This is a genomic window from Cellulomonas wangsupingiae (assembly GCF_024508275.1).
GTDB lineage: Bacteria > Actinomycetota > Actinomycetes > Actinomycetales > Cellulomonadaceae > Cellulomonas > Cellulomonas wangsupingiae.
Genome location: NZ_CP101989.1, coordinates 2,309,597 through 2,329,986 on the forward strand (window position 1 = coordinate 2,309,597; position 20,390 = coordinate 2,329,986).

Annotated in this window: 18 protein-coding genes; 6 read left to right on the forward strand and 12 right to left on the reverse strand. The window is 73.7% G+C overall.

Translation table 11 applies throughout. From position 1 onward, the window contains the following. Positions 1-171: 171 nt before the first annotated feature. Genes NP075_RS10720 through NP075_RS10735 form a run of 4 tightly spaced genes read left to right on the forward strand, consistent with a single transcriptional unit; the run spans position 172 to position 3,467 of the window. Positions 172-576 (forward strand): ArsR/SmtB family transcription factor, encoded by a 405-nt coding sequence (locus NP075_RS10720; protein ID WP_227563164.1) that lies wholly within the window; start codon positions 172-174, stop codon positions 574-576. Position 577: 1 nt separating this feature from the next. Continuing rightward, positions 578-2,290 carry a SulP family inorganic anion transporter gene (locus NP075_RS10725; protein WP_227563165.1) on the forward strand — a complete coding sequence of 571 codons (1,713 nt, stop codon included), beginning with the start codon at positions 578-580 and terminating at the stop codon, positions 2,288-2,290. Between the two features lie 38 nt (positions 2,291-2,328). After that, positions 2,329-2,871: a YbhB/YbcL family Raf kinase inhibitor-like protein gene (locus tag NP075_RS10730; protein WP_227563166.1), complete on the forward strand. Its 543-nt coding sequence runs from the start codon at positions 2,329-2,331 to the stop codon at positions 2,869-2,871. 23 nt (positions 2,872-2,894) lie between these two features. After that, the gene (locus tag NP075_RS10735) at positions 2,895-3,467 is read left to right on the forward strand and encodes a YbaK/EbsC family protein (protein ID WP_227563167.1); all 573 of its coding nucleotides are present in this window, start codon (positions 2,895-2,897) and stop codon (positions 3,465-3,467) included. 26 nt (positions 3,468-3,493) lie between these two features. Here NP075_RS10735 and NP075_RS10740 read toward each other — a convergent pair whose 3' ends face one another. The 4 genes from NP075_RS10740 to NP075_RS10760 are packed head-to-tail and all read right to left on the reverse strand — an operon-like array spanning position 3,494 to position 7,607. Further along, positions 3,494-4,630 (reverse strand): acetamidase/formamidase family protein, encoded by a 1,137-nt coding sequence (locus NP075_RS10740; protein ID WP_227563168.1) that lies wholly within the window; start codon positions 4,628-4,630, stop codon positions 3,494-3,496. Next, on the reverse strand, positions 4,627-5,046 hold the full coding sequence (locus NP075_RS10745; protein ID WP_227563169.1) for a RidA family protein: 420 nt from the start codon (positions 5,044-5,046) through the stop codon (positions 4,627-4,629). The genes NP075_RS10740 and NP075_RS10745 overlap by 4 nt, the downstream gene beginning before the upstream one ends. Position 5,047: 1 nt before the next feature. Next, a complete protein-coding gene (locus NP075_RS19095; RefSeq protein ID WP_308054124.1) occupies positions 5,048-6,634 on the reverse strand; it encodes an amino acid ABC transporter permease/ATP-binding protein in 1,587 nt (528 codons plus the stop codon). 46 nt (positions 6,635-6,680) lie between these two features. Next, positions 6,681-7,607 (reverse strand): ABC transporter substrate-binding protein, encoded by a 927-nt coding sequence (locus NP075_RS10760; protein WP_227563170.1) that lies wholly within the window; start codon positions 7,605-7,607, stop codon positions 6,681-6,683. A gap of 236 nt (positions 7,608-7,843) precedes the next feature. On the opposite strand from NP075_RS10760, the gene NP075_RS10765 reads away from it, so the two are divergent. Together NP075_RS10765 and NP075_RS10770 are read left to right on the forward strand one after the other, a co-directional pair. Then, positions 7,844-8,584 (forward strand): FadR/GntR family transcriptional regulator, encoded by a 741-nt coding sequence (locus NP075_RS10765; RefSeq protein WP_227563171.1) that lies wholly within the window; start codon positions 7,844-7,846, stop codon positions 8,582-8,584. Next, positions 8,584-9,351, forward strand: coding sequence for a YoaK family protein (locus tag NP075_RS10770; RefSeq protein WP_227563172.1), 768 nt, complete (start codon positions 8,584-8,586; stop codon positions 9,349-9,351). The genes NP075_RS10765 and NP075_RS10770 overlap by 1 nt, the downstream gene beginning before the upstream one ends. 14 nt (positions 9,352-9,365) lie before the next feature. On the opposite strand, the gene NP075_RS10775 is transcribed toward NP075_RS10770, so the two are convergent. The 8 genes from NP075_RS10775 to NP075_RS10810 form a co-directional block, all read right to left on the reverse strand. After that, positions 9,366-10,205: a TrmH family RNA methyltransferase gene (locus NP075_RS10775; RefSeq protein WP_227563173.1), complete on the reverse strand. Its 840-nt coding sequence runs from the start codon at positions 10,203-10,205 to the stop codon at positions 9,366-9,368. A 29-nt stretch (positions 10,206-10,234) separates the two neighbouring features. Next, positions 10,235-11,539 carry an MFS transporter gene (locus tag NP075_RS10780; protein WP_227563174.1) on the reverse strand — a complete coding sequence of 435 codons (1,305 nt, stop codon included), beginning with the start codon at positions 11,537-11,539 and terminating at the stop codon, positions 10,235-10,237. A gap of 56 nt (positions 11,540-11,595) precedes the next feature. Next, positions 11,596-12,894 carry an endo-1,4-beta-xylanase gene (locus NP075_RS10785; RefSeq protein ID WP_227563175.1) on the reverse strand — a complete coding sequence of 433 codons (1,299 nt, stop codon included), beginning with the start codon at positions 12,892-12,894 and terminating at the stop codon, positions 11,596-11,598. 84 nt (positions 12,895-12,978) lie between these two features. Then, positions 12,979-14,400, reverse strand: coding sequence for an SLC13 family permease (locus tag NP075_RS10790; protein WP_227563176.1), 1,422 nt, complete (start codon positions 14,398-14,400; stop codon positions 12,979-12,981). Between the two features lie 237 nt (positions 14,401-14,637). Further along, positions 14,638-16,629, reverse strand: a complete 1,992-nt coding sequence (locus NP075_RS10795) for an ABC transporter ATP-binding protein (RefSeq protein WP_284439892.1) — start codon at positions 16,627-16,629, stop codon at positions 14,638-14,640. Next, on the reverse strand, positions 16,626-18,371 hold the full coding sequence (locus NP075_RS10800; RefSeq protein ID WP_227563177.1) for an ABC transporter ATP-binding protein: 1,746 nt from the start codon (positions 18,369-18,371) through the stop codon (positions 16,626-16,628). Before NP075_RS10800 ends, NP075_RS10795 begins: the two co-directional genes overlap by 4 nt. Positions 18,372-18,562: 191 nt before the next feature. Continuing rightward, the gene (locus tag NP075_RS10805; protein ID WP_227563178.1) at positions 18,563-19,774 is read right to left on the reverse strand and encodes an SPFH domain-containing protein; all 1,212 of its coding nucleotides are present in this window, start codon (positions 19,772-19,774) and stop codon (positions 18,563-18,565) included. Positions 19,775-19,852: 78 nt separating this feature from the next. Further along, entirely contained in the window at positions 19,853-20,326 is a 474-nt protein-coding gene (locus tag NP075_RS10810; RefSeq protein WP_227563179.1) for an NfeD family protein, read from the reverse strand. Positions 20,327-20,390: the final 64 nt, after the last annotated feature.

Sequence of the window (20,390 nt, forward strand, 5' to 3'; positions counted from 1 at the left end):
GACGCACGCGCCGGCACCGACCGACGACGCCCGTGCGCAGACGGCACCCGCGCAGTCGGGGAGCGCACGCGCCGCCAGGGTGCCCGTCGCGCATGCCGGGACACCGTCCCGACCTCACCGGACGCGCGCCTACCATTTGATGGTTTCATCACATCGCCATCAGGAGGCCTCGTGCCCCTGCACGCCCTCGGTGTCGACCGTCCTCTCGCGGACGTCAAGGCCGATCTCTTCAAGGCCCTCGCCCACCCGGTGCGGGTGCGCACCCTGGAGCTCCTCGTCGTGCGCGACCGGCAGGTCAGCGAGCTCCTCGCCGAGCTCGGCCTGGAGGCGTCGCACCTGTCCCAGCACCTGGCGGTGCTCCGACGGGCCGGTGTCGTCACCGCGCACCGCACCGGCAACGCCGTGCACTACGCGCTCGCGCTGCCCGCCGTCGCCGACATGCTCACGGCTGCCCGTGACGTCCTCGTCGACGCGGCGACGCGCCACCGGGACCGGCTCGAGGAGACCTCCGCGCTCGCCGCCCCCACCTCGTCCGACCCCGCCTCCCCCACCACCGACACCGACACCGACGCCTGACATGAGCCTCGAGACCTTCCTGCCGACCGCCCGGCAACGCCTGCTCGCACTCGCCCCCCACCGCTCCGACTACGCCGACCTGCCGCGCTCGTGGCGGCACGACCTGATCGCCGGGCTCACCGTCGCCATCGTCGCGCTGCCGCTCGCCCTCGGGTTCGGTGTCTCCTCCGGCCTCGGCGCCGCCGCCGGCCTCATCACCGCGGTGGTCGCCGGTGCCGTGGCCGCCGTGTTCGGCGGGTCGCACCTGCAGGTCAGCGGGCCCACCGGCGCCATGGCGGTCGTCCTGCTGCCCGTGGTCGCCCGCCACGGGGCCGAGGCCGTGCCCGTCGTCGCGATCATGGCCGGCGGCCTCGTGCTGCTGGCCGGGGTCCTGGGCATCGGCCGCCTCGTCGCGTACATCCCGTGGCCGGTGGTCGAGGGGTTCACGTGCGGCATCGGCGTCGTCATCGCGCTGCAGCAGGTGCCGCTCGCGCTGGACACCCCCCGCGCGGAGGGCGAGAACGCCGGCCTCGTCGCGCTGCGCACCCTGGGCGCCACCGACTGGGCGCAGGCCGTCGCGCCGCTCGCCCTCGTCGCCCTCGTCGTGGCCGTCATGATCGTGCTACCCCGGCTGCACAAGGGCCTGCCCGCCTCCCTGGTGGCCGTCGTGCTCGCCACGCTCGTCGCCGAGGTCGCGCGGCTCGACGTCGACCGCATCGGCGTCCTGCCCGACACCCTGCCCGGTCCGCACCTGCCGGTCGTCGACCTGGCCACCACCAGCGCGCTGTTCTCCGCGGCCCTCGCGGTGGCGGCGCTCGCTGCCCTGGAGTCGCTGCTGTCCGCGCGCGTCGCCGACGGCATGGCCGACGACATCGAGCGCACCCGGCCCAACCGCGAGCTGTTCGGCCAGGGCCTGGCCAACGTCGCGTCGGGCCTGTTCGGCGGTCTGCCGGCGACCGGGGCGATCGCCCGCACCGCCGTCAACGTCCGCGCCGGCGGGCGCACCCGGGTCGCCGCCCTCATGCACGCCCTCGTGCTGGCCGCGATCATCTACCTCGCCGGGCCCCTGGTCGGGCGCATCCCGCTGTCCGTGCTGGCCGGCGTGCTGCTCGTCACCGCCGCCCGCATGGTCGACCTGCGGACCGCGCGCGCCATCTGCCGGTCCGGGCGCTCCGGTGCGCTCGTGTTCTGCGTGACGCTCGCGGTGACCGTCGTGTTCGACCTCGTCATGGCCGTCGAGGTGGGGGTCGCCGTCGCCGCTGTGGTGGCGCTGCGCGCGATGGCCCGCAGCAGCGGTCTGCACCGCGAGCCGATGCCGCACGAGGCGGAGGAGTCCCACGAGCAGCTCACCGCGGACACGGGACGCACCCTGCTGCATGAGCACATCGCGGTCTACCGCATCGACGGCGCGCTGTTCTTCGCCGACGTGCGCCGGTTCCTCGACGAGCTCGCACTGGTCAGCGACGTGCGCGTCGTCGTGCTGCGGCTGGGCAACGTGCGCATGCTCGACGCGAGCGGCGCCAACGCGCTCGTCGAGATCATCGACGACCTGCGCCGGCGCGGCATCGTCGTCCTGCTCAAAGGGCTGCGACCCGAGCACCAGCGGCTCGCGGAGAGCCTCGGAGTCATCGCAGCGCTCGCCGACGAGCGGCACCTGTTCGACGACCTGGACGACGCGCTCGCCCACGCCCGCGCGCACGTGCGCCGGTCCCTCGGCACCGCCACGATGGGCTGACCCCCGGCGACCGGCGCCGGGGCCGACCGGAGGTTCTCGTGCCCACGTCCCTGACTCGTCCTGTCGCCCCAGAACCGTACGCGCTGCTGCCCCCCGTCCCGACGTTCACGCTCACCAGCACCGACTGGGTGCACGGCGCACCGGTCCCCGACGTGCACACCAACACCGACGCGGGGCAGAACGTCTCGCCGCAGCTGTCGTGGTCCGGGTTCCCGGAGCACACGGCCGGGTTCGCGGTGAGCGTCTTCGACCCCGACGCGCCGGGGGTCGCCGGGTGGTGGCACTGGACCGTGCTGGGGCTCGGCCCCGACGTCACGTCGCTGGAGACCGGCGCCGGGCGTCCCGACGGCTCCGGCCTCCCCTCCGGGGCGTTCCACCTGCGGGGCGACGACGGAGTCGCGGGGTACGTGGGCTGCGCGCCCCCGCCCGGTGACCAGGTGCACCGCTACTACGTCGCGGTGCACGCCCTGGACACCGCCGACCTGGGCCTGACGCGCGACACCCTGCCGGGGGCCGCGAGCTGCGCCCTGGTGTTCCACACCGTCGCCCGCGCCGTCCTCATGGGCACCTGCCAGCGGTGAGCCGGCCGGGTACCCTGCCGCGCATGACCACCGCCCTCGGGACCCTGACCTGGGAGCGCGCCGTCGACCGCCCCGACCTGCTGGCCGCGGGCACGCACGCCGCGATCAGCGGGTGGGCGGTCGTCGAGCCCGCCGTCGCCGACGCCGTCCTCGTCGCCGCCATCGACCCCGACCTCGCCGACACCGCCGCCATGACCGAGGCGTACGACCTGCCGCTGTCAGCGTCGGTCAACTGCGTCCTCGTCGCGGGCCGGCGTGCGGGTGAGGAACGCACCGCGGCGTGCCTCGTGCGCGCCACGACCCGCGCCGACGTCAACAACGCCGTCAAGCGCCTGCTCGACGTGCGCAAGGCGTCCTTCCTGCCGGTGGACCGGGCCACCGCCGACTCCGGCATGGAGTACGGCGGCATCACGCCGCTCGGCCTGCCGACGGGGTACCGCGTGCTGGCCGACGCGGACGTGGCGGCCGACGACCCGGCCGCCGGTGCCACCGTCGTCATCGGCAGCGGCGTGCGGCACTCGAAGATCGCGCTGCCCGGTGCGCTGCTGGTGCGGGCGCCGGGTGTCGAGGTGGTCGACGGGCTCGCGCTCGGCTGACCCGGCGCGGGTCAGCCGAGCGCGCGTCAGACCCAGGCGGCCCAGTCCGCCTTCGGGATCAGGCAGTGCACGCCCTTGACCGCGTCGACCACCTGGCTGACCTCGAAGTCGCCGGCCGCCGACAGGTACGCCAGCGCCACCGAGCGTGGCACCCCGAACCGGCCGTGCAGGAAGGCCACGGCGTGGCGCACGGCATGGCGCATCGCCTCGTCGAGGTCCGGGTCCATGCCGGTCGGGATCCAGTGCGTCGCCGTCTCCACGACGGGCGTGCGCACCCCGCCCAGCACACCGGGCACCTGCGCCGCGGGGACCACGCTCAGGCGCAGCGTCGCGCGCAGCGACGCCTCGAGCGCCGTCAGCGCGACCTCGCCGTTGCCCTGGGCGAAGTGCGGGTCGCCCGTGTAGAACAGGGCGCCGTCGACGGACACCGGCAGGTACAGGGTGGCCCCGACGCCGGCGTGCTTGATGTCGATGTTGCCGCCGTGGTCCCCCGGCGGCACCGACGGCACCGCGTCGCTCGTGGCGGGCGCCGTGCCCATGAGACCGAGGAACGGTGCGAGCGCGAACTGCACCGTGCGCCCGGGGCCGGCGTCCATCACGCCGACGTCACGTCCGGCGCGGTGCTCGACCCACGCGAAGTGGCTCACCGAGCCGTCCGTGATCATGCGGTCCACGTGCCGGGTGGGCGTGGAGTCCCGGTCCTGCGGGTACTCCCCCGCCAGCGCACCGAACCCGTGCCGGTTGCTCACGAACCCGTACGGCACCCGGTACGCCAGGTCCAGCACGTCGACCCGCAGCATGTCGCCGGGCCGGGCACCGGCGACCGCGACCGGCCCGGTGACCACGTGCGGGCCGTCGTCCGGGCCGTTCACCAGCCCGCTCGCGGCCACCTCGACCGCGTCGTCCAGCACGTCCACGTCGCCGAACTGCCGGATGTAGCGCGCCGGGTCGCGGCCCTGGTCGGCCAGCAGGCCCTCGTGGGACAGCGTGTCGATGGTGACCGTCGCACCGTCGGCCACGCGCAGCGCCGGGGACGCATCGGCGTTGGGCAGCCAGCCCCAGCGCACCTCGTCGGCGCGCGACGGCAGGTAGTGCTCGCCTCGGACGGCGCCCTGGCCGGGCTGCAGCGTCGGGGACGCGCCCACGACCGTCGCCGCGCTCATGCCGCACCGCCCGGCATGCCGACCACCAGGTCCACCTCGACCAGCGCACCGACCGCGAGGCCCGTGACACCGACGCAGGTCCGGCTCGGCAGCGGGTCGTCGAACCAGGTGCGGTACTCCGCGTTGAACGCGTCGAAGTCGTCGAAGTCCGTCAGGTAGGCGCGGACCATGAGGGTGTCGTCCAGCTCGGCGCCCGCGGCACGGACGACGGCCTGCAGGTTCGCCATCACCTGGCGGGTCTGCTCCACCAGGCCGCCGGCCACGAGCTGCCCCGTCGCGGGGTCGGTGGGCATCTGCCCGGTGACGAACAGCAGGTCGCCGAACCGCACGGCGTGGCTGAACGGGCCGACCTGGGGCGGCACCCCTGCGGACGCCGGGAAGACGTGGTGCGTGCGTGCTGCGCCAACCGTGCTCATCTCAGACCTCCGCCGAGTCCATCGCGCGGACGAAGCGACGCGTCGCCTCGACCTGCGGGTCACCGATCACCTGTTCTGCCGTGCCCTGCTCGACGACCACCCCGCCCGCCATGAAGACGACCCGGTCCGCCACCTCGCGGGCGAACCGCAGCTGGTGGGTGGCGATGATCATCGTCAGACCGCCCTGCCGCGCGAGGTTCTGGATGACGCCCAGCACCTCCGCGACGAGCTCGGGGTCCAGGGCGCTGGTCGGCTCGTCGAGCAGCAGCACCTTCGGGTTGGACGCCAGCGCCCGGGCGATGCCCACGCGCTGCTGCTGACCACCGGACATGTGCCGCGGCAGGGCGTCCGCGCGGTGCGCCATGCCGACCTGCGCCAGCAGCTCGTCGGCGCGGGCGTCGGCGTCCTCGCGGGACCAGCCGTGCACCCAGCGCAGCGGGGCCGCGACGTTCTCGCGCGCCGTCAGGTGGTGGAACAGGTTGAACTGCTGGAACACCATCCCGACGCCGGCGTCGACCCGCTGCTGGGCGACGCGCCGCTCGACGAGCTCGTCGCCGCGCTCCGAGTACCCGATGGCCGTGCCGCCCACCAGCACCGCGCCGCCGTCGAGACCCTCGAGGTGGTTGATGCAGCGCAGCAGGGTGCTCTTGCCCGACCCGCTGGGGCCCAGCAGGGCGACGACCTCGCCCTGCCGGATCTGCAGGTCGATGCCGCGCAGCACCTCGTTCTCGCCGTAGGACTTGCGCAGACCGAACGCCTCGATGAGCGCCTGGCCGAAGCTGCGCGGCGGCGGGTCCGCGTGGGTCAGCGGGACCACCGTGCCGAGGCCGGCGTCGGTACGGTCCGACGTCCGGCGCGGGTCCGGCGCGACCGTGGCCGGGACGGCCACCGCCGGCCGGCCGAGGCGCGCGGCCCACGTCCGCAGCGAGGTCCGCGCCGGACGGTCCAGGTCGAGCGCCCGCTCCACCGCGAGCTGTACCAGGGTCAGCGCCCCGGTCAGCACCAGGTACATCACCGCGGTGGCGAAGTAGATCTCGAAGTAGTCGAACGTCGCCGACGCGAGCTGCTGCGTGCGCAGCGTGAGCTCCGGCACCGCGATGATCGACGCGAGCGCCGAGTTCTTCATCGTGGTGACGGCCTCACTGCCCAGCGCCGGGACCATCGACCGCAGGGCCTGGGGTGCCACGACGCGGCGCATCAGCAGCGTCGGCCGCATGCCCAGGGCACGTCCCGCGGCGACCTGACCGGGGTCGACGCCCTTGATGCCGGACCGGAAGATCTCCGCGAAGAACACGGCCTCGTTGAGCGCGAGGGCCACACCCCCGGCCACGAGCGGGGACAGGGTGATCCCCGCCCGTGGCAGCACGGAGAAGACGAAGACGAGCTGCAGGATCAGCGGCGTGCCCCGGTAGAGGGTCACGTACGCCCGGGCGACCCAGGTCAGTGCCCGGAACCGGGTGAGCTGCATCGCCGCCAGGAGCAGGCCCAGGACCATGCCGCCGACGAACCCCATCGCGGTGAGCCGCAGGGTGAAGCCGATGCCCTCGAGCAGGTAGGGAAGGGTCAGGTAGTGCAGGAACTCGGTCATGGTCGGGCCGCCCTCGCGTCGCTCGTCATCTCGGTCGGTGCGACGGTCAGCCGACGCTCAGCACGGCGGGCTCGGCCAGCGCGTTCTCGTCGAGGGACCACTTCCCGGCCAGCTCCGTCTGGAGCCCGGACTCCTGGATCTCGACGAGCGCGGCCTGGACGGCGTCGCGGAAGGCGTGCTCGCCCTGCAGGACGCCGATGCCGATCTCGTAGTCGAGCATCACGGTCTCGGCGGTGTCGAGGTCGTCGGGGTGCTGCGCGACGTAGCCCCGCACGGTGTTGACGTCGTTGATGTAGGCGTCGGCGCGGCCGGCGAGGATCGCCTGCACGCAGTCGGCGCTGGAGTCGAAGAGGCTGACGGTGGGCGCCTCGAGGCCGGCGGCCTCGCACTCGGGGACCATCGCCTCGACCAGCGGCACCTCGACGTAGCCCTTGTTGAGGGCGACGGTGGTGCCGCACAGCGAGGTGTCGATGCCGGTGATGCCCTGCGGGTTGCCCGTGGTCACCAGGATCCCGTCGAAGACCTTGGAGTAGCTGATGAAGTCGACGCCGCCGTGCGCGCGCTCCTGCGTGGCGTACAGGTTGGAGATGATCCAGTCGGCCTGGCCGCTGGCGACCGTGGGCACGAGCTCCGAGAACCCGACGGGCAGGTAGTCGACGTCGAAGCCGAGGCAGTCGCCGATCGCCTCACCGAGGTCGATGTCGAAGCCCATGAACTCGTCGGGGTTCTCGGGGTTGACGACCTCGTAGCCGGGGGTGTGCGGGTTCAGCGCGTTGGTCTGGGTGGTGCCCACCAGGTCGGGGTTCTGCTCGCGCAGCTCGACGCAGGCCGCCGACTCGGCGAGCTCGGGGTAGGTGACCTCGCCGGCGCCCTCGGCGGCCGAGCTGGACCCCGCGCAGGCCGTCAGGGCGAGCAGCGTGGCGACTGCTCCGGTGATGAGGACTGCCGTGCGGGAGTTCTTCGTGGTGCGCATCGCGGGTGCCTTCCGGTCGCCGGGCACCGGCGTCGAGGCCCCACCGGACGGAGGTGCCGCGACGCCGCCCTTGGTGTCTCTCGGTCGGATGGTCTGACCGATGTGGCATGAAGGTAGACGCGCCTCCGAGGGCGGGAACGGGCATCCCGGACACGGAAACGCACTGTTTACCGAGTCGACCCAGGGCGAAACATTGGTCAGACCATCTGACCGCTGGTGATTGCTAGCGTGCCGTCGTGCACACCCGTGCGACCGACGACGGACAGGCGAAGGAGCTCCTCGTGACGACACCGGTCCCGCCGTTGGCGCGCAGGTCACCGACCATCTCGGTCACCCTGGCGGCCCACCTCGAACGCCTCATCGCCACCGGCGAGCTCGCCCCGGGGCAGCGTCTGCCGGGCGAGCGGGAGCTCGCCGAGCAGCTCGCCGTGTCCCGCGCCTCGCTGCGTGAGGCGATGTTCGAGCTCGAGTCCAAGCACCTCATCGAGCGCCGCCCGGGCCGGGGCACCGTGGTCGTCGAGGCCTCGGCCGAGCAGCGCGCCCTCGAGGGCCTGAACGCGGGCGTGACGGGCGTCGCGAGCGCCGACGCCGCCGAGCTCCGGCTCATCGTCGAACCGTCCGTGGCCGGGCTCGCCGCCCGTCGCGCCACGGCCGCGAACCTCCTGCAGCTGCACGACGTCCTCGACGCGTCGCAGGGTCCGCTCACCGCCGCACGCTCCGTCGAGCTCGATCTGGAGTTCCACCTGCTGCTCGCCCAGGCGGCGCGCAACCCGCTGCTCACCACGCTGCACGGGCTCATGGCCGACTGGACCCTGCCCGTGCGCCGCCGCTCCCACGCGACCAGGGCCGCCCGCGCGAGCTCGCTCGCCGGGCACCGCGCCATCTACGCCGCGGTGGAGGCGCACGACGCGGACGCCGCGACCGCCGCGATGCGCGAGCACCTGACCGACATCCACACCCAGCTGAAGGACGCCTGATGCGCCGCCCCACCCCCGTCGGCCTGTACACCTCCGGCCTGCTCCTCCTGACCGCGGCCACCGGCGCCATCGACGCCGTGAGCTTCCTCGCCCTGGACGGCGTTTTCACCGGCAACATGACCGGCAACGTGCTGTTCCTGGCGTTCGCGCTGGTCGGGGTGCCCGACATCCCGCTGCTCAACAACGCGTTCGCCCTCGTCGGGTTCGCGCTCGGGTCCGTCGTCGGCGGACGGCTCGTGCGGCGCGGCCACCCGGTGGGGCTGCCGGCGCGCAGCGCCTGGCTCCTGGTCGCCGGGACCGCCCTGGTCTTCGTGCTCGTCGGCGTGTGGGCCGCGGTCGGGGAGCTGGCGGCCGTCGGGCAGATCACACTCACCGCCGTGCTGGCGGCGCTCATGGGCGCGCAGGTCGCCGCGGTCAAGCCCGTGGGCAACACCGACATCACCACGGTCGTCGTCACCAGCACGCTGGCCAACGTCACGCGCGAGAGCCGCCTCGGCGGCGGACGCCAGACGGGGGCGCAGTGGCGTCACCGGACGTTCGCGGTCCTCGCCATGGGCGCCGGTGCGGCGGTCGGAGCCGCCGTGCTGCGCGTCGCGGACGGGCCGGTCGCCCTCGCGGCCTGCGGCGTCGTCTTCGCCGCCGGGGTCACGGTGCTGCTCGTCGCGCGTGGCCGCCCGCGCCGTCCGGCACGCCCGCAGGAGGACGCGGGACGCGAGGTGGCCGGGGCGTCCGCCCGGCAGGAGGCCGTCGGCCTGGCCGCCGGCTGAACGACGCGTGCCCGTCAGACCCGGGTCGCCCAGAACGCCACGGCCGCCGCGGCCGCCACGTTCAGGGAGTCGACTCCCCCGGCCATCGGGATCCGCACCGTGACGTCGCCGGCGGCGACGGTGGCCGGCTTGAGCCCGTCACCCTCGGCCCCGAGCACCAGCGCGAGGCGCTCCGGGGGGTCGGCCACCAGGTCGTCGAGCGACACGGCGTCGTCCGACAGCGCGAGGGAGGCGGTGACGAACCCGGCGTCCCGCAGCGTCGCGATGCCGCCGGGCCACGGGTCGATGCGCGTCCACGGCACCTGGAACACGGTGCCCATGGACACGCGCACCGAGCGCCGGTACAGCGGGTCCGCGCAGCGCGGCGTGACCAGCACGGCGTCGACCCCGAGCGCGGCGGCCGAGCGGAACGCCGCGCCGACGTTGGTGTGGTCGACGAGGTCCTCCAGCACCGCGACGCGCCGCGCCCCCGTGCCCCCGCGCGCCCCGGCCAGCACGTCGGCGACCGACGGCAGGTCCGGCCGGTGCATCGCCGCCAGCGCCCCGCGGTGCACGTGGAAGCCGGTGATCGCCTCGAGCACCGGCTCGTCGGCGACGTACACGGTGACGGGCTCGTCGCCGGGCACCTCGTCGAGCATCGCCTCGAGGTCCGGCAGCCAGCGCGGCGCCAGCAGCACCGACCGCGGCCGGTGCCCCGCGCGCAGCGCACGGCCCAGGACCGTCGAGCTCTCGGCGATGTACAGCCCGTTCGCCGGCTCGACCCGCGTCCGCAGCGCGACGTCGGTCAGGCCGACGTAGTCGGCCAGGCGGGGGTCGTCACGGTCGGTCACGTGGTGCAGGTCGAGGCGGGACACCGCGTCATCCTGCCAGGCCGCGCACGGGCTCAGAGCACCGCCGGCCGGCGCACGACCCGCCCGCCCAGGGTGGCCACGACCATCCCGACGACGGCGACCACGGGGACCAGCAGGAACGCCCGGTGGGTGCCGAACGCGTCGGCGAGCGCCCCCAGCAGGAATGGCGCGACGCCGATCGCCAGGGCACCGGCCAGGGTCGCACGCGACTGCGTGCGGTCGCCCTGCCCCGGCGAGGCGGCGAGGAGCAGCGCGACCGACAGCGGGTACTGCACGCCGTACCCGATCCCGGCGACGACGAGTCCGGCGAGCGCCACCCGCGCGTCCGTGGCGGTCCACAGGATCGCCCACCCCACCACCGCGACCCCGAAGGACGCGGCGAGCAGGTGCGCGGGGTGCACCCGCAACGACAGGGGCCCGACGACGAACCGCACGGCCGACATGCCCGCGATCAGCCCCGCCGCCGTGGCGGTCGCGATGCCGGGGCCCGCGTCGGTCCGGGACAGCACGAGGTCGGTGGCCCAGTACGTGGTGGCGTTCTCGAGCGCGGTGGCCGCGACGATGGAGGTGAGGAACAGCGGCACCGCGAACCGGACGCGGCCGCGGACGGAGGACCCCGCGCTCCCGACGCTCGTGCCGCTCCCGGCGGCAGGCGCGACGACCGGCGGCGCGTCGGCGTCCTGCCCGCTCGACGCCCCGCTCGCGGCACCGCGGCGCAGTCCGCGCGGCAGCGCCGGCGACGCCGGCAGACGCGCGAGCAGCACGGCGGCGGCGATCCCGAGGACGATCGTCACGGCCACTCCCGGCCGCCACCCCCACCCGGCGGCCACGCACGCGCCGACCGCCAGCGGCCCCACGAGCCCCACGGTCGATCCCGCCCCGTTGGCCTCCGTGATCGCGGCGGAGGCCGCCGGCCCGGTGTGCTGCGCGATGCCCACGACGGTGGACGCGATCATGATGTTGCCGCCGAGCGCGGTGACGAACATCCCCGTGAGCGTCCACGGCAGCGTCGGCCCGAGCAGCAGCCCCACGACGCCGAGCGCGACGAGCAACGAGCCGCCCACGAGGGTGCCCCGGCGGCCGACCCGCCGCACGACGCGCGGCGTCAGCGGCGCGGCCGCCAGGCCGCCCACCGCCATCGCGGTGCCGTGCAGGCCCGCCTGCGCGCCGGTGATGCCGAGCTCGGAGGCCAGCAGCGGCACGGACGGGTTGAAGCTGTAGAGCAGCCAGCCCCACACCACGAACGGCGCGTACAGGCCGAGCGTCAGACGGTCGCGGACGAGCCGCGGACGGGCGAGGGGTGTGGGGGCGTCGTCCGCCGCGGACGCTCCTCGCACGACCGGCGGCGGTGAGGTGTCCCGCACCTCACCGCCGCCGGCGCCGACCCGCCCGGTCAACCGACCGTCACGGGCACGACGGCGGTGTCGCCCTCCCCGATGAGCACCTCGGTGCGCGTGCCGTCGACCTCGACCGCGTAGCGCCCGGGCAGACCGGTGACGTCCACGCGGCCCGCGTCGTCGGTCACGACCGTGGTCGGCGCGAGCCACCACTGCCCGCGCACCAGGTCGCGCAGCGCGTCGTACGAGGGCTTGGGCGTGCCGTCGGCGAAGACGAGCCCGCCGGGTGCGTTGAGCCACATCCCGTGGTCCGACAGGCCCCAGTAGGTGACCGCCTGCACCCGCGCGTCGGCGATGAGCGTGCGGTAGTGCGCCACCATCTCCTCCGCCTGCCGGTCCAGGCCGTCGGGCGTGCTGGGCCACACGTCGACCCGGTGGTCGTTGAGGTCGTCGAGGTGCTTCGGCATGAGCTCGCCGGACAGCATCGTCGTCTCGGTGAAGTGCAGCGGCAGGCCGAACCGGCCGAACCGCTCGAGCACGTCGAGCGTCTTGTCACGGCCCCACGCGCCCTGGTGCATGTGGCTCTGCAGGCCCAGTGCGTCGATGCGCACGCCGGCGGCCAGGCAGTCCTCGACGAGGTGCTCGTAGTCGGCGGACATGTCGAAGTCGTTGAGCAGGAGCGTCGCCGCGGGGTTGGCGGCGCGCGCCTCGTCGAAGGCCAGCTGGATCATGCCCACGCGCCCCACGGTCTTGGCGACCCGGGTGACCGCGTTGGTGTCCTTGGTGAACACCGGCATGATCACGACCTCGTTGATCGCGTCCCACGTGTCGACGAGGCCCGCGAACTCGCCCGCGTCGCGACGCACGCGCTCGCGCAGCAGGCGCAGCACCTCGTCGTCCGGCAGGGGCTCGAGCCACCGCGGCGCCACGGTGTGCCACACGAGCGGGTGGCCCTTCACGCGCGCCCCGCGGGACACGTAGTGCTCGGCGGCCGCACGCAGGGCGGCGGTCCGCACCTGGCCCTGCCGCGGCTCGAAGGTGCCCCAGTAGAAGGGCAGGGTGGCGGTGTCGAACAGGTCGAACCACAGCGCGTCGAGGCGGTCGAGCAGCTCGTCCTCCCCGGGTGCGGCCTGCACACCCGTGAGCCGGCGCCAGGCCCGCTCGGTCTCGTCGAACCCGATGCAGCCGAAGGCGATCCCGTGCGCCACCTGCTCGACGGTGACCGGCGCACCGGCCAGCGGGCGGCCCGCGGTGTCGACGACCTGGACGGTGCGGGTCCGCGCGCGGTGCGCGACCCCGGGGTCGGCGACGGCCCTGCTCGCGACGGCGGCGGGCGTGGTCGGGTGGACGGTCATGCGGCTCCTCGGGACGACGGTGTCAGAGATCTGCGGGCGCGTCAGGACGTCGGCGCCACCGCAGCGGTGACCAGGTTCTCATCCTCAGCCCGGGATGCCGAGCACCCACGACGCGAGCGTCGTCACGGTGATCGTCACGAGCAGCACGGACGCGACGCTCAGGGGCGCCCCCGCGCGGATCATGTCCGGCACCCGCACGTAGCCGGACGAGTAGGCGATGGCGTTGGGCGGGGTCGCGGCGGGCATCATGAAGGTGCACCCGGCGGCGAGCGCGACCGGTACCGCGAGGAGCAGCGGCCCGTACCCGAGCGCGTCGCCGACCGTGCTCATGATCGGCAGCAGCGTCGCCGCCGTGGCGGTGTTCGACATGAACTCGGTCATCGCGACGGTCAGCACGCACACCGCGGCGACGACCACGAAGGTGGGCAGGCCGTGCAGCCCGTGCGCGCGCTCGCCGATCCAGACCGACAGCCCGGACGCCGTGATCTGCGAGGCCAGCGCCAGGCCGCCACCGAACAGCAGGAGGATCCCCCACGGCAGCTCGCGCGTGTCCGACCAGTCGAGCAGCCGTCCGCCGCAGTCGTCGCCGGACGGCAGCAGGAACAGCAGGATCGCGACGATGACGGCCACGACCTCGTCCGTGACGGGGGTGCCGGGCCAGACCAGCGGCAGCGCGATCCAGGACACCGCCGCGAGCGCGAAGACCGCGACGACCCGCCGCTGCGGGTGGCCCATGGGGCCGAGCCGGTCGAGCTCGACGCGCACCACGGTGTCGTCCTCGCACAACGGTGCGGGGTCGAAGCGGAAGATCACCCGGGTCAGCACGAGCCAGGCGAGCAGCAGGAACACGATCGACAGCGGGAGCCCGACGGCCATCCACTGGCCGAAGCTGATCTCGATGCCGTACGTCTCCGAGACGTAGCCGACGAGCAGCGCGTTCGGCGGGCTCGCGATGATCGTGCCGAACGACCCGATCGTCGCCGCGTAGGCGATGCCCAGCATGAGGGCGGCCGACAGCCGCGCGTCGACGCCGCCTCGCTCCCGCCCCAGCAGCGCGAGGACGGACACCCCGATGGGCAGCATCATCACGGCGGTCGCGGTGTTCGAGACCCACATGCTCAGCAGGGCGGTGGCGACCATCATCCCGAGCACGAGGCGCCGCGGGGCGGTGCCGACCAGCCGCACCACGCCGAGCGCGATCCGCAGGTGCACGTCCCAGCGCTGCAGCGCGACGGCGAGCACGAACCCGCCGAGGAACAGGAAGATCACCTTGTTCGCGTACGGCGCGGCGACGTCGGAGACGGGTGCGACGCCCGCGACAGGGAGCACCACCAGCGGCAGCAGCGCCGTCACCGCCAGCGGCAGCGCCTCGGTCATCCACCACACGCCCATGAGCACGAGGGTCGCGGCGGTCACGGCACCGGCGTACTGGGGCGCCCCGGCCGCCTCGGGCATCATGTCCGGGACTGCCCAGCCGACGAGGAGGGCCAGCAGCGGACCGACCACGAGGCCGACGGTCGGGCGGCTGGGCCGACGCAACCGCTCGGCGCGCGGCGGCCTGCTCCCCCGGTCCTTGCCGGCCGGCTGGTGCGTGGGCGCTGAGGCGGTGGCGGAGCTGATGGGTCGACCCTCCCGTGAGACGCGGCGTCGTCCCACTCGACGCTACGGCGCGTCCTCAGCCCTCACCTGGGACCTTCGGGGGCGGCCTGACTCCCTCGAAGCGGCCTGCACCACCGCCCGCTCTCAGTCGACGGGCGCGACCGCCGCGGCGAACTGGCTCTCGTACAGCCGGGCGTACGCGCCGTGCGCCGCCAGCAGCTCGTCGTGGCTGCCCTTCTCCACGATCTGGCCGTGCTCCATCACCAGGATCACGTCGGCGTCGCGGATCGTCGACAGCCGGTGCGCGATGACGAACGACGTGCGGCCCACGCGCAGCGCATTCATCGCGTGCTGCACGAGCACCTCGGTGCGGGTGTCCACGGACGACGTCGCCTCGTCGAGGATGAGGATCGCCGGGTCCGCGAGGAACGCCCGCGCGATGGTGAGCAGCTGCTTCTCCCCCGCGGACACCGCCCCGCCCTCGTCGTCCAGGACCGTGTCGTACCCGTCGGGCAGCGTCCGGACGAAGCGGTCGACGTGGGTCGCGACGGCCGCCTCGACGATCTGCTCCTGCGTCGCGTCGTCGACGCCGTACGCGATGTTCTCCGCGATGGTGCCCTCGTACAGCCACGTGTCCTGCAGGACCATGCCCATCTGGGAGCGCAGCGCGTCACGCGTGAGGTCCCGGGTGTCGATCCCGTCGAGCGTGATCCGTCCGGCGTCGACCTCGTAGAACCGCATGATCAGGTTGACCAGCGTGGTCTTGCCCGCGCCGGTGGGCCCGACGATCGCGATCGTCTGGCCGGGCTCGGCGACGACCGACAGGTGCTCGATGAGCGGGGTGTCCGCCTCGTAGCGGAAGGACACGTCCTCGAAGGCGACGCGCCCGCGCACGCGCGCGGGCAGCGTCGCCGGCTGCGAGGGGCCCGGGGTCTGCTCGTCGGCGTCGAGCAGCTCGAAGACGCGCTCGGCCGACGCGACGCCCGACTGCAGGAGGTTCGCCATCGACGCGATCTGCGTGATCGGCTGGGTGAACTGCCGGCTGTACTGGATGAACGCCTGCACGTCGCCGAGCGTCATGGTCCCGGACGCCACCCGCAGGCCGCCGACCACGGCGACGACCAGGTAGTTGAGGTTGGCGACGAACCCGAGCGCCGGCTGGATGATCCCGGAGATGAACTGCGCACGGAAGGCGGACTCGTAGAGGCGCTCGTTGCGCTCGGCGAACGTCGCGGCGGCCTCCTGCTGGCGGCCGAAGACCGTGACGAGGTCGTGCCCGGTGAACATCTCCTCGATGTGCGCGTTCAGCTTGCCCGTCCACGCCCACTGCTCGACGAACTGCGGCTGCGACCGCTTGGCGATGGCGGCGGCGATGACCACCGACAGCGGCACGGTCACCAGCGCCACCACGGCGAGCAACGGCGAGATCCAGAACATCATCGCGAGCACGCCGATGACCGTGAGCACGGACGTGACCAGCTGCGACAGCGTCTGCTGCACCGTCTGGGCGACGTTGTCGATGTCGTTGGTGACGCGTGACAGCAGCTCGCCGCGCGGCTGCCGGTCGAAGTACGACAGCGGCACCCGGCCGAGCTTCTCCTCGACCTGCGAGCGCATCCGGAGCACCGTGTTCTGCACCGCGCGCGCCGTCAGCCGCCCCTGCCACCAGCCGAACAGGAAGGCCGCGACGTACACCCCCAGCACGACGAGCAGGATCGACCCGAGCCGCTCGAAGTCGACCCCGGCGCCGACCGTCAGGTCGGACATGCCGGCGACCATGTCGGCCAGCGTCTCCTGCCCCGCCGCCCGCAGCGCCTCGACCGCCTGCTGCTGGGTGGTCCCCGCGGGCACGGACCCGGCGAGCTGCCGCGACACGACGCCCTCGAACAGCACGTCCGTGGCGTTGCCCAGCAGCTTGGGGCCGGCCACCGCAGCGGCCACCGACAGCGCACCGAGCACCAGGACGGCGACGAGCCGCGGGCGCTCGGGCCGCAGGACGGTCAGCAGCCGGCGCAGCGAGCCGCGGAAGTCCATGGACTTCTGCCCGGGCATGCCCAGCCCCATGCCCATGGGGCCACCGCGAGGTCCGCCCGCGGGAGGGCCGGGAGGACGCTCGGACCGGGTCGTGGCGCTCATGCCGCCTCCTGCGCGCTCAGCTGGGAGTACACGATCTCCTGGTAGGTCTCGTTCGAGGCCAGCAGCTCGTCGTGGGTGCCGTCGCCGACCACCCGGCCCTCGTCGAGCACGAGGATCCGGTCGGCGTAGCGGATGGTGGCGACCCGCTGGGCCACCACGAGGACGGTCGCGTCAAGGGTCTCGGGTGCCAGGGCGGCGCGCAGCGCCGCGTCGGTCGCGTAGTCGAGCGCCGAGAACGAGTCGTCGAACAGGTAGATGCTGGGCCGACGGATCAGCGCCCGGGCGATCGCGAGCCGTTGCCGCTGCCCGCCCGACAGGTTCGTGCCGCCCTGCGCGACCGGCGCGTCGAGCCCGTCGGCCAGCGCCTCGACGAACCCGCGGGCCTGGGCGACGTCGAGCGCGTGCCACAGCTCGTCGTCGGTTGCCTCCGGACGGCCGAACTCCAGGTTGCTGCGCACGGTGCCGGAGAAGAGGTACGGACGCTGCGGCACGAGGCCGATGCGCCTGCCGAGCTCCACGGGGTCTGCGTCGCGCACGTCGACGCCGTCGACGAGGACCCGCCCGCCGGTCACGTCGTACAGCCGCGGGACGAGGTTCAGCAGGGTCGTCTTGCCCGCCCCGGTCGAGCCGATCACCGCCGTCGTCCGGCCCGGCTCGGCGACGAACGACACGTCCATCAGCACGGGGTTCTCGGCACCCGGGTACCGGAACTCGACGTCGCGCAGCTCCAGGAGACCGGGCCGCGCCGCCGCGCCCGTCGGGAACGCCACGGGCTGCGTGGGCGCCACCACGGTGGTCGCCGTGTCCAGGACCTCTCCGATGCGGTCGGCGGAGACCATGGCGCGCGGCACCATCACCACCATCATCGAGCTCATCATCACCGCCATGAGCACGAACATGATGTAGCTGAGGAACGCGATGAGAGAGCCGATCTGCATCTCCCCGGCGTCGACGCGCTGGGCGCCGAACCACACCACCGACGTGCTGGACACGTTCATGACCAGCATGACGACGGGGAACATCAGCGCCATCAGCAGACCCGCCCGCAGCGACGCGGTGTACAGGTTCGTGTTGGCCACCTCGAACCGCGCCTGCTCCTGCCGCTCGCGGACGAACGCGCGGATGACGCGCACGCCGGACAGCTGCTCGCGCATGACGCGGTTGACGGCGTCGATGCGCTGCTGCATCTGGCGGAACCACGGCACCATCCGCGAGACGATCAGCCCGATCACCACGGCCAGCACGGGCACGATCACGAGGAGCAGGCCGGACAGCGCGAGGTCCTCGCGCAACGACATCACCACGCCGCCGACCAGCATGAGCGGCGCCATGACGAGGAACACGAACGTCATGAAGACGACCATCTGCACCTGCTGGACGTCGTTCGTCGTGCGCGTGATGAGCGTGGGCGCCCCGAACCTGCCCATCTCCTGCTGGGAGAACGACTGCACCTGGTCGAAGAGCCGCGCGCGCACGTCCCGCCCGAACGCCATCGCGGTCCGGGCCCCGAACCACACCGCCGCCACGGACGCGACGACCTGCACCAGGCTGACCACGAGCATCACCCCGCCGAGGCGCCAGATCGTGGCCGTGTCACCGCGGGCGACGCCGTCGTCGATGATGTCCGCGTTGAGGCTGGGGAGCCACAGCGTCGCGATCACCTGCACGAGCTGCAGGACGAGCACGGCGGCGACGGACGCCTGGTAGGGCTGCAGGTACTCCCGGAGGAGGCGCGTGAGCATGGGCCGAGCCCTTCCGTGGACGACGGGCACCCCGGCGACGGTCGGCCGGCTCCGCTGCGGGCCGGCCCCAGGGGCAGCAGGTACACGATGCCCCGCCGACCGGCGCAGTGCACCACGATTCCGCGCTGGGCGGACAGCACGACGCCGGCGCCCCGGGACGGGGCACCGGCGTCGGTGCGTCGAGCGGCCGGTCAGCCGGCGGGCTGCACCGGCGGCTGCGGGTCGTCCTGCGGCGGTGCGTCGGACGGCGGCACCTGCGGGGCCGTCGCCGGCGAGCCGTAGGTGGGCCGCGGCGCCACACCGGGGCCGGGGCGCTGCCCGCGCTCGGCCGACGGGTCGAACGGCACGCCGGACAGCGTGCCCGCGCTCGTCGCGTCGGCCGTCGCGGCGGCCGACTCGCGCCGGGCCTCGGCCAGTGCCTCGCCCGGGTCGGTCAGCGACACGGGCGGCAGGTCGCCCTCGGCGATGGGCGAGCTGCCCGCGGGCCGCGTCGGGTAGCTCCCGCCGTCCCCGTCGCCCTGGAAGCCCTTGGACAGCCAGCCCAGCGCACCGCTGAGCTCGGCCGGCAGGAACCACATCTTGTTCGACGGGCTCGACGCGATCTTCGGCAGCGTCTGCAGGTACTGGTACGCGAGCAGCTTGGGGTCGGCGTCACCGCGGTGGACGGCGTCGAAGACCTGGAGGATCGCGCGCGCCTCACCCTCGGCCCGCAGGATCGCGGACTGCGCCTCACCCTCGGCCCGCAGGATCGCCGACTGCTTCTCGCCCTCGGCGGTGAGGATCGCCGACTGCTTGACGCCCTCGGCCGTGAGGATGGCCGCACGACGGTCGCGCTCGGCGCGCATCTGCTGCTCCATCGAGCCCTGCACCGAGGCGGGCGGGTCGATCGCCTTGAGCTCGACGCGGTTGACGCGGATGCCCCACTTGCCGGTCGCCTCGTCGAGGACGCCGCGCAGCTGCCCGTTGATCTGGTCGCGGCTCGTCAGCGTCTGCTCGAGGTCCATCGAGCCGATGACGTTGCGCAGCGTGGTCACCGTCAGCTGCTCGATGCCGGTGATGTAGTTCGCGATCTCGTAGACCGCGTCCTTCGGCGACGTCACCTGGAAGTAGATGACCGTGTCGATGCTGACCACGAGGTTGTCGGACGTGATGACCGGCTGCGGGGGGAACGACACGACCTGCTCGCGCAGGTCGACGCTCGCGCGCGGACGGTCGATGAACGGGATCAGCAGGTGCAGACCGGCGTCCAGCGTCTTGTGGTACCGCCCGAGCCGCTCGACGATGATCGCGACCGCCTGCGGCACGATCCGCACCGCGCGCACCAGGGCGACGACGACGAAGACCAGGACGAGGACGAGGACGACGATCAGCGCGATCTGGCCGGCACCGGGGCCGTCGTTCATGGGACCTCCGCAGGTTCTGCCGCCCCGACCGGGACGACGTCGGTGACCCGGGGCCGGGTCGCTGTCTCGGACGAGGGGTCAGGCGGGCGCGACGCCCGGAGCAGCCGTGTCGCCGCTGGCCGTCGCGGGCAGAGGGCTGACGACGGCCGTCGCCCCGTCGATCTTGGTGACCGTCACCGTGGCACCGGCGGGCAGGGACCCGCCGTCGGCGGTGCGCGCGCTCCACACCTCACCCGCGAGCTTCACGCGGCCCGTCGTGCCGTCCACCGTCGCGACGACGACGGCCGACCGGCCGACGAGAGCGGCGGCGTTGGTCTCGGTCAGGGTCACCCGGCCCTTGAGGTGGCGCAGCAGCCAGGGCCGCAGCAGCACGAGCAGCGCCGTCGACGTCAGCGCCGCGACGAGGATCTGCACCGCCACGGGCGCACCGAGCGCGTACGCCAGCGCCCCGGCCAGCGCGCCGCCCGCGAACATGATCAGGACGAGGTCCAGCGAGAGCATCTCGAGGATGCCCAGCGTCAGTGCGCCACCGACCCACCAGAGCCATCCCATCGCACTGCACCTCCGCCGGTCGCCGTCGTCCCTGGTCAGATCCTAGTTGATGGCTCCGTCCCCG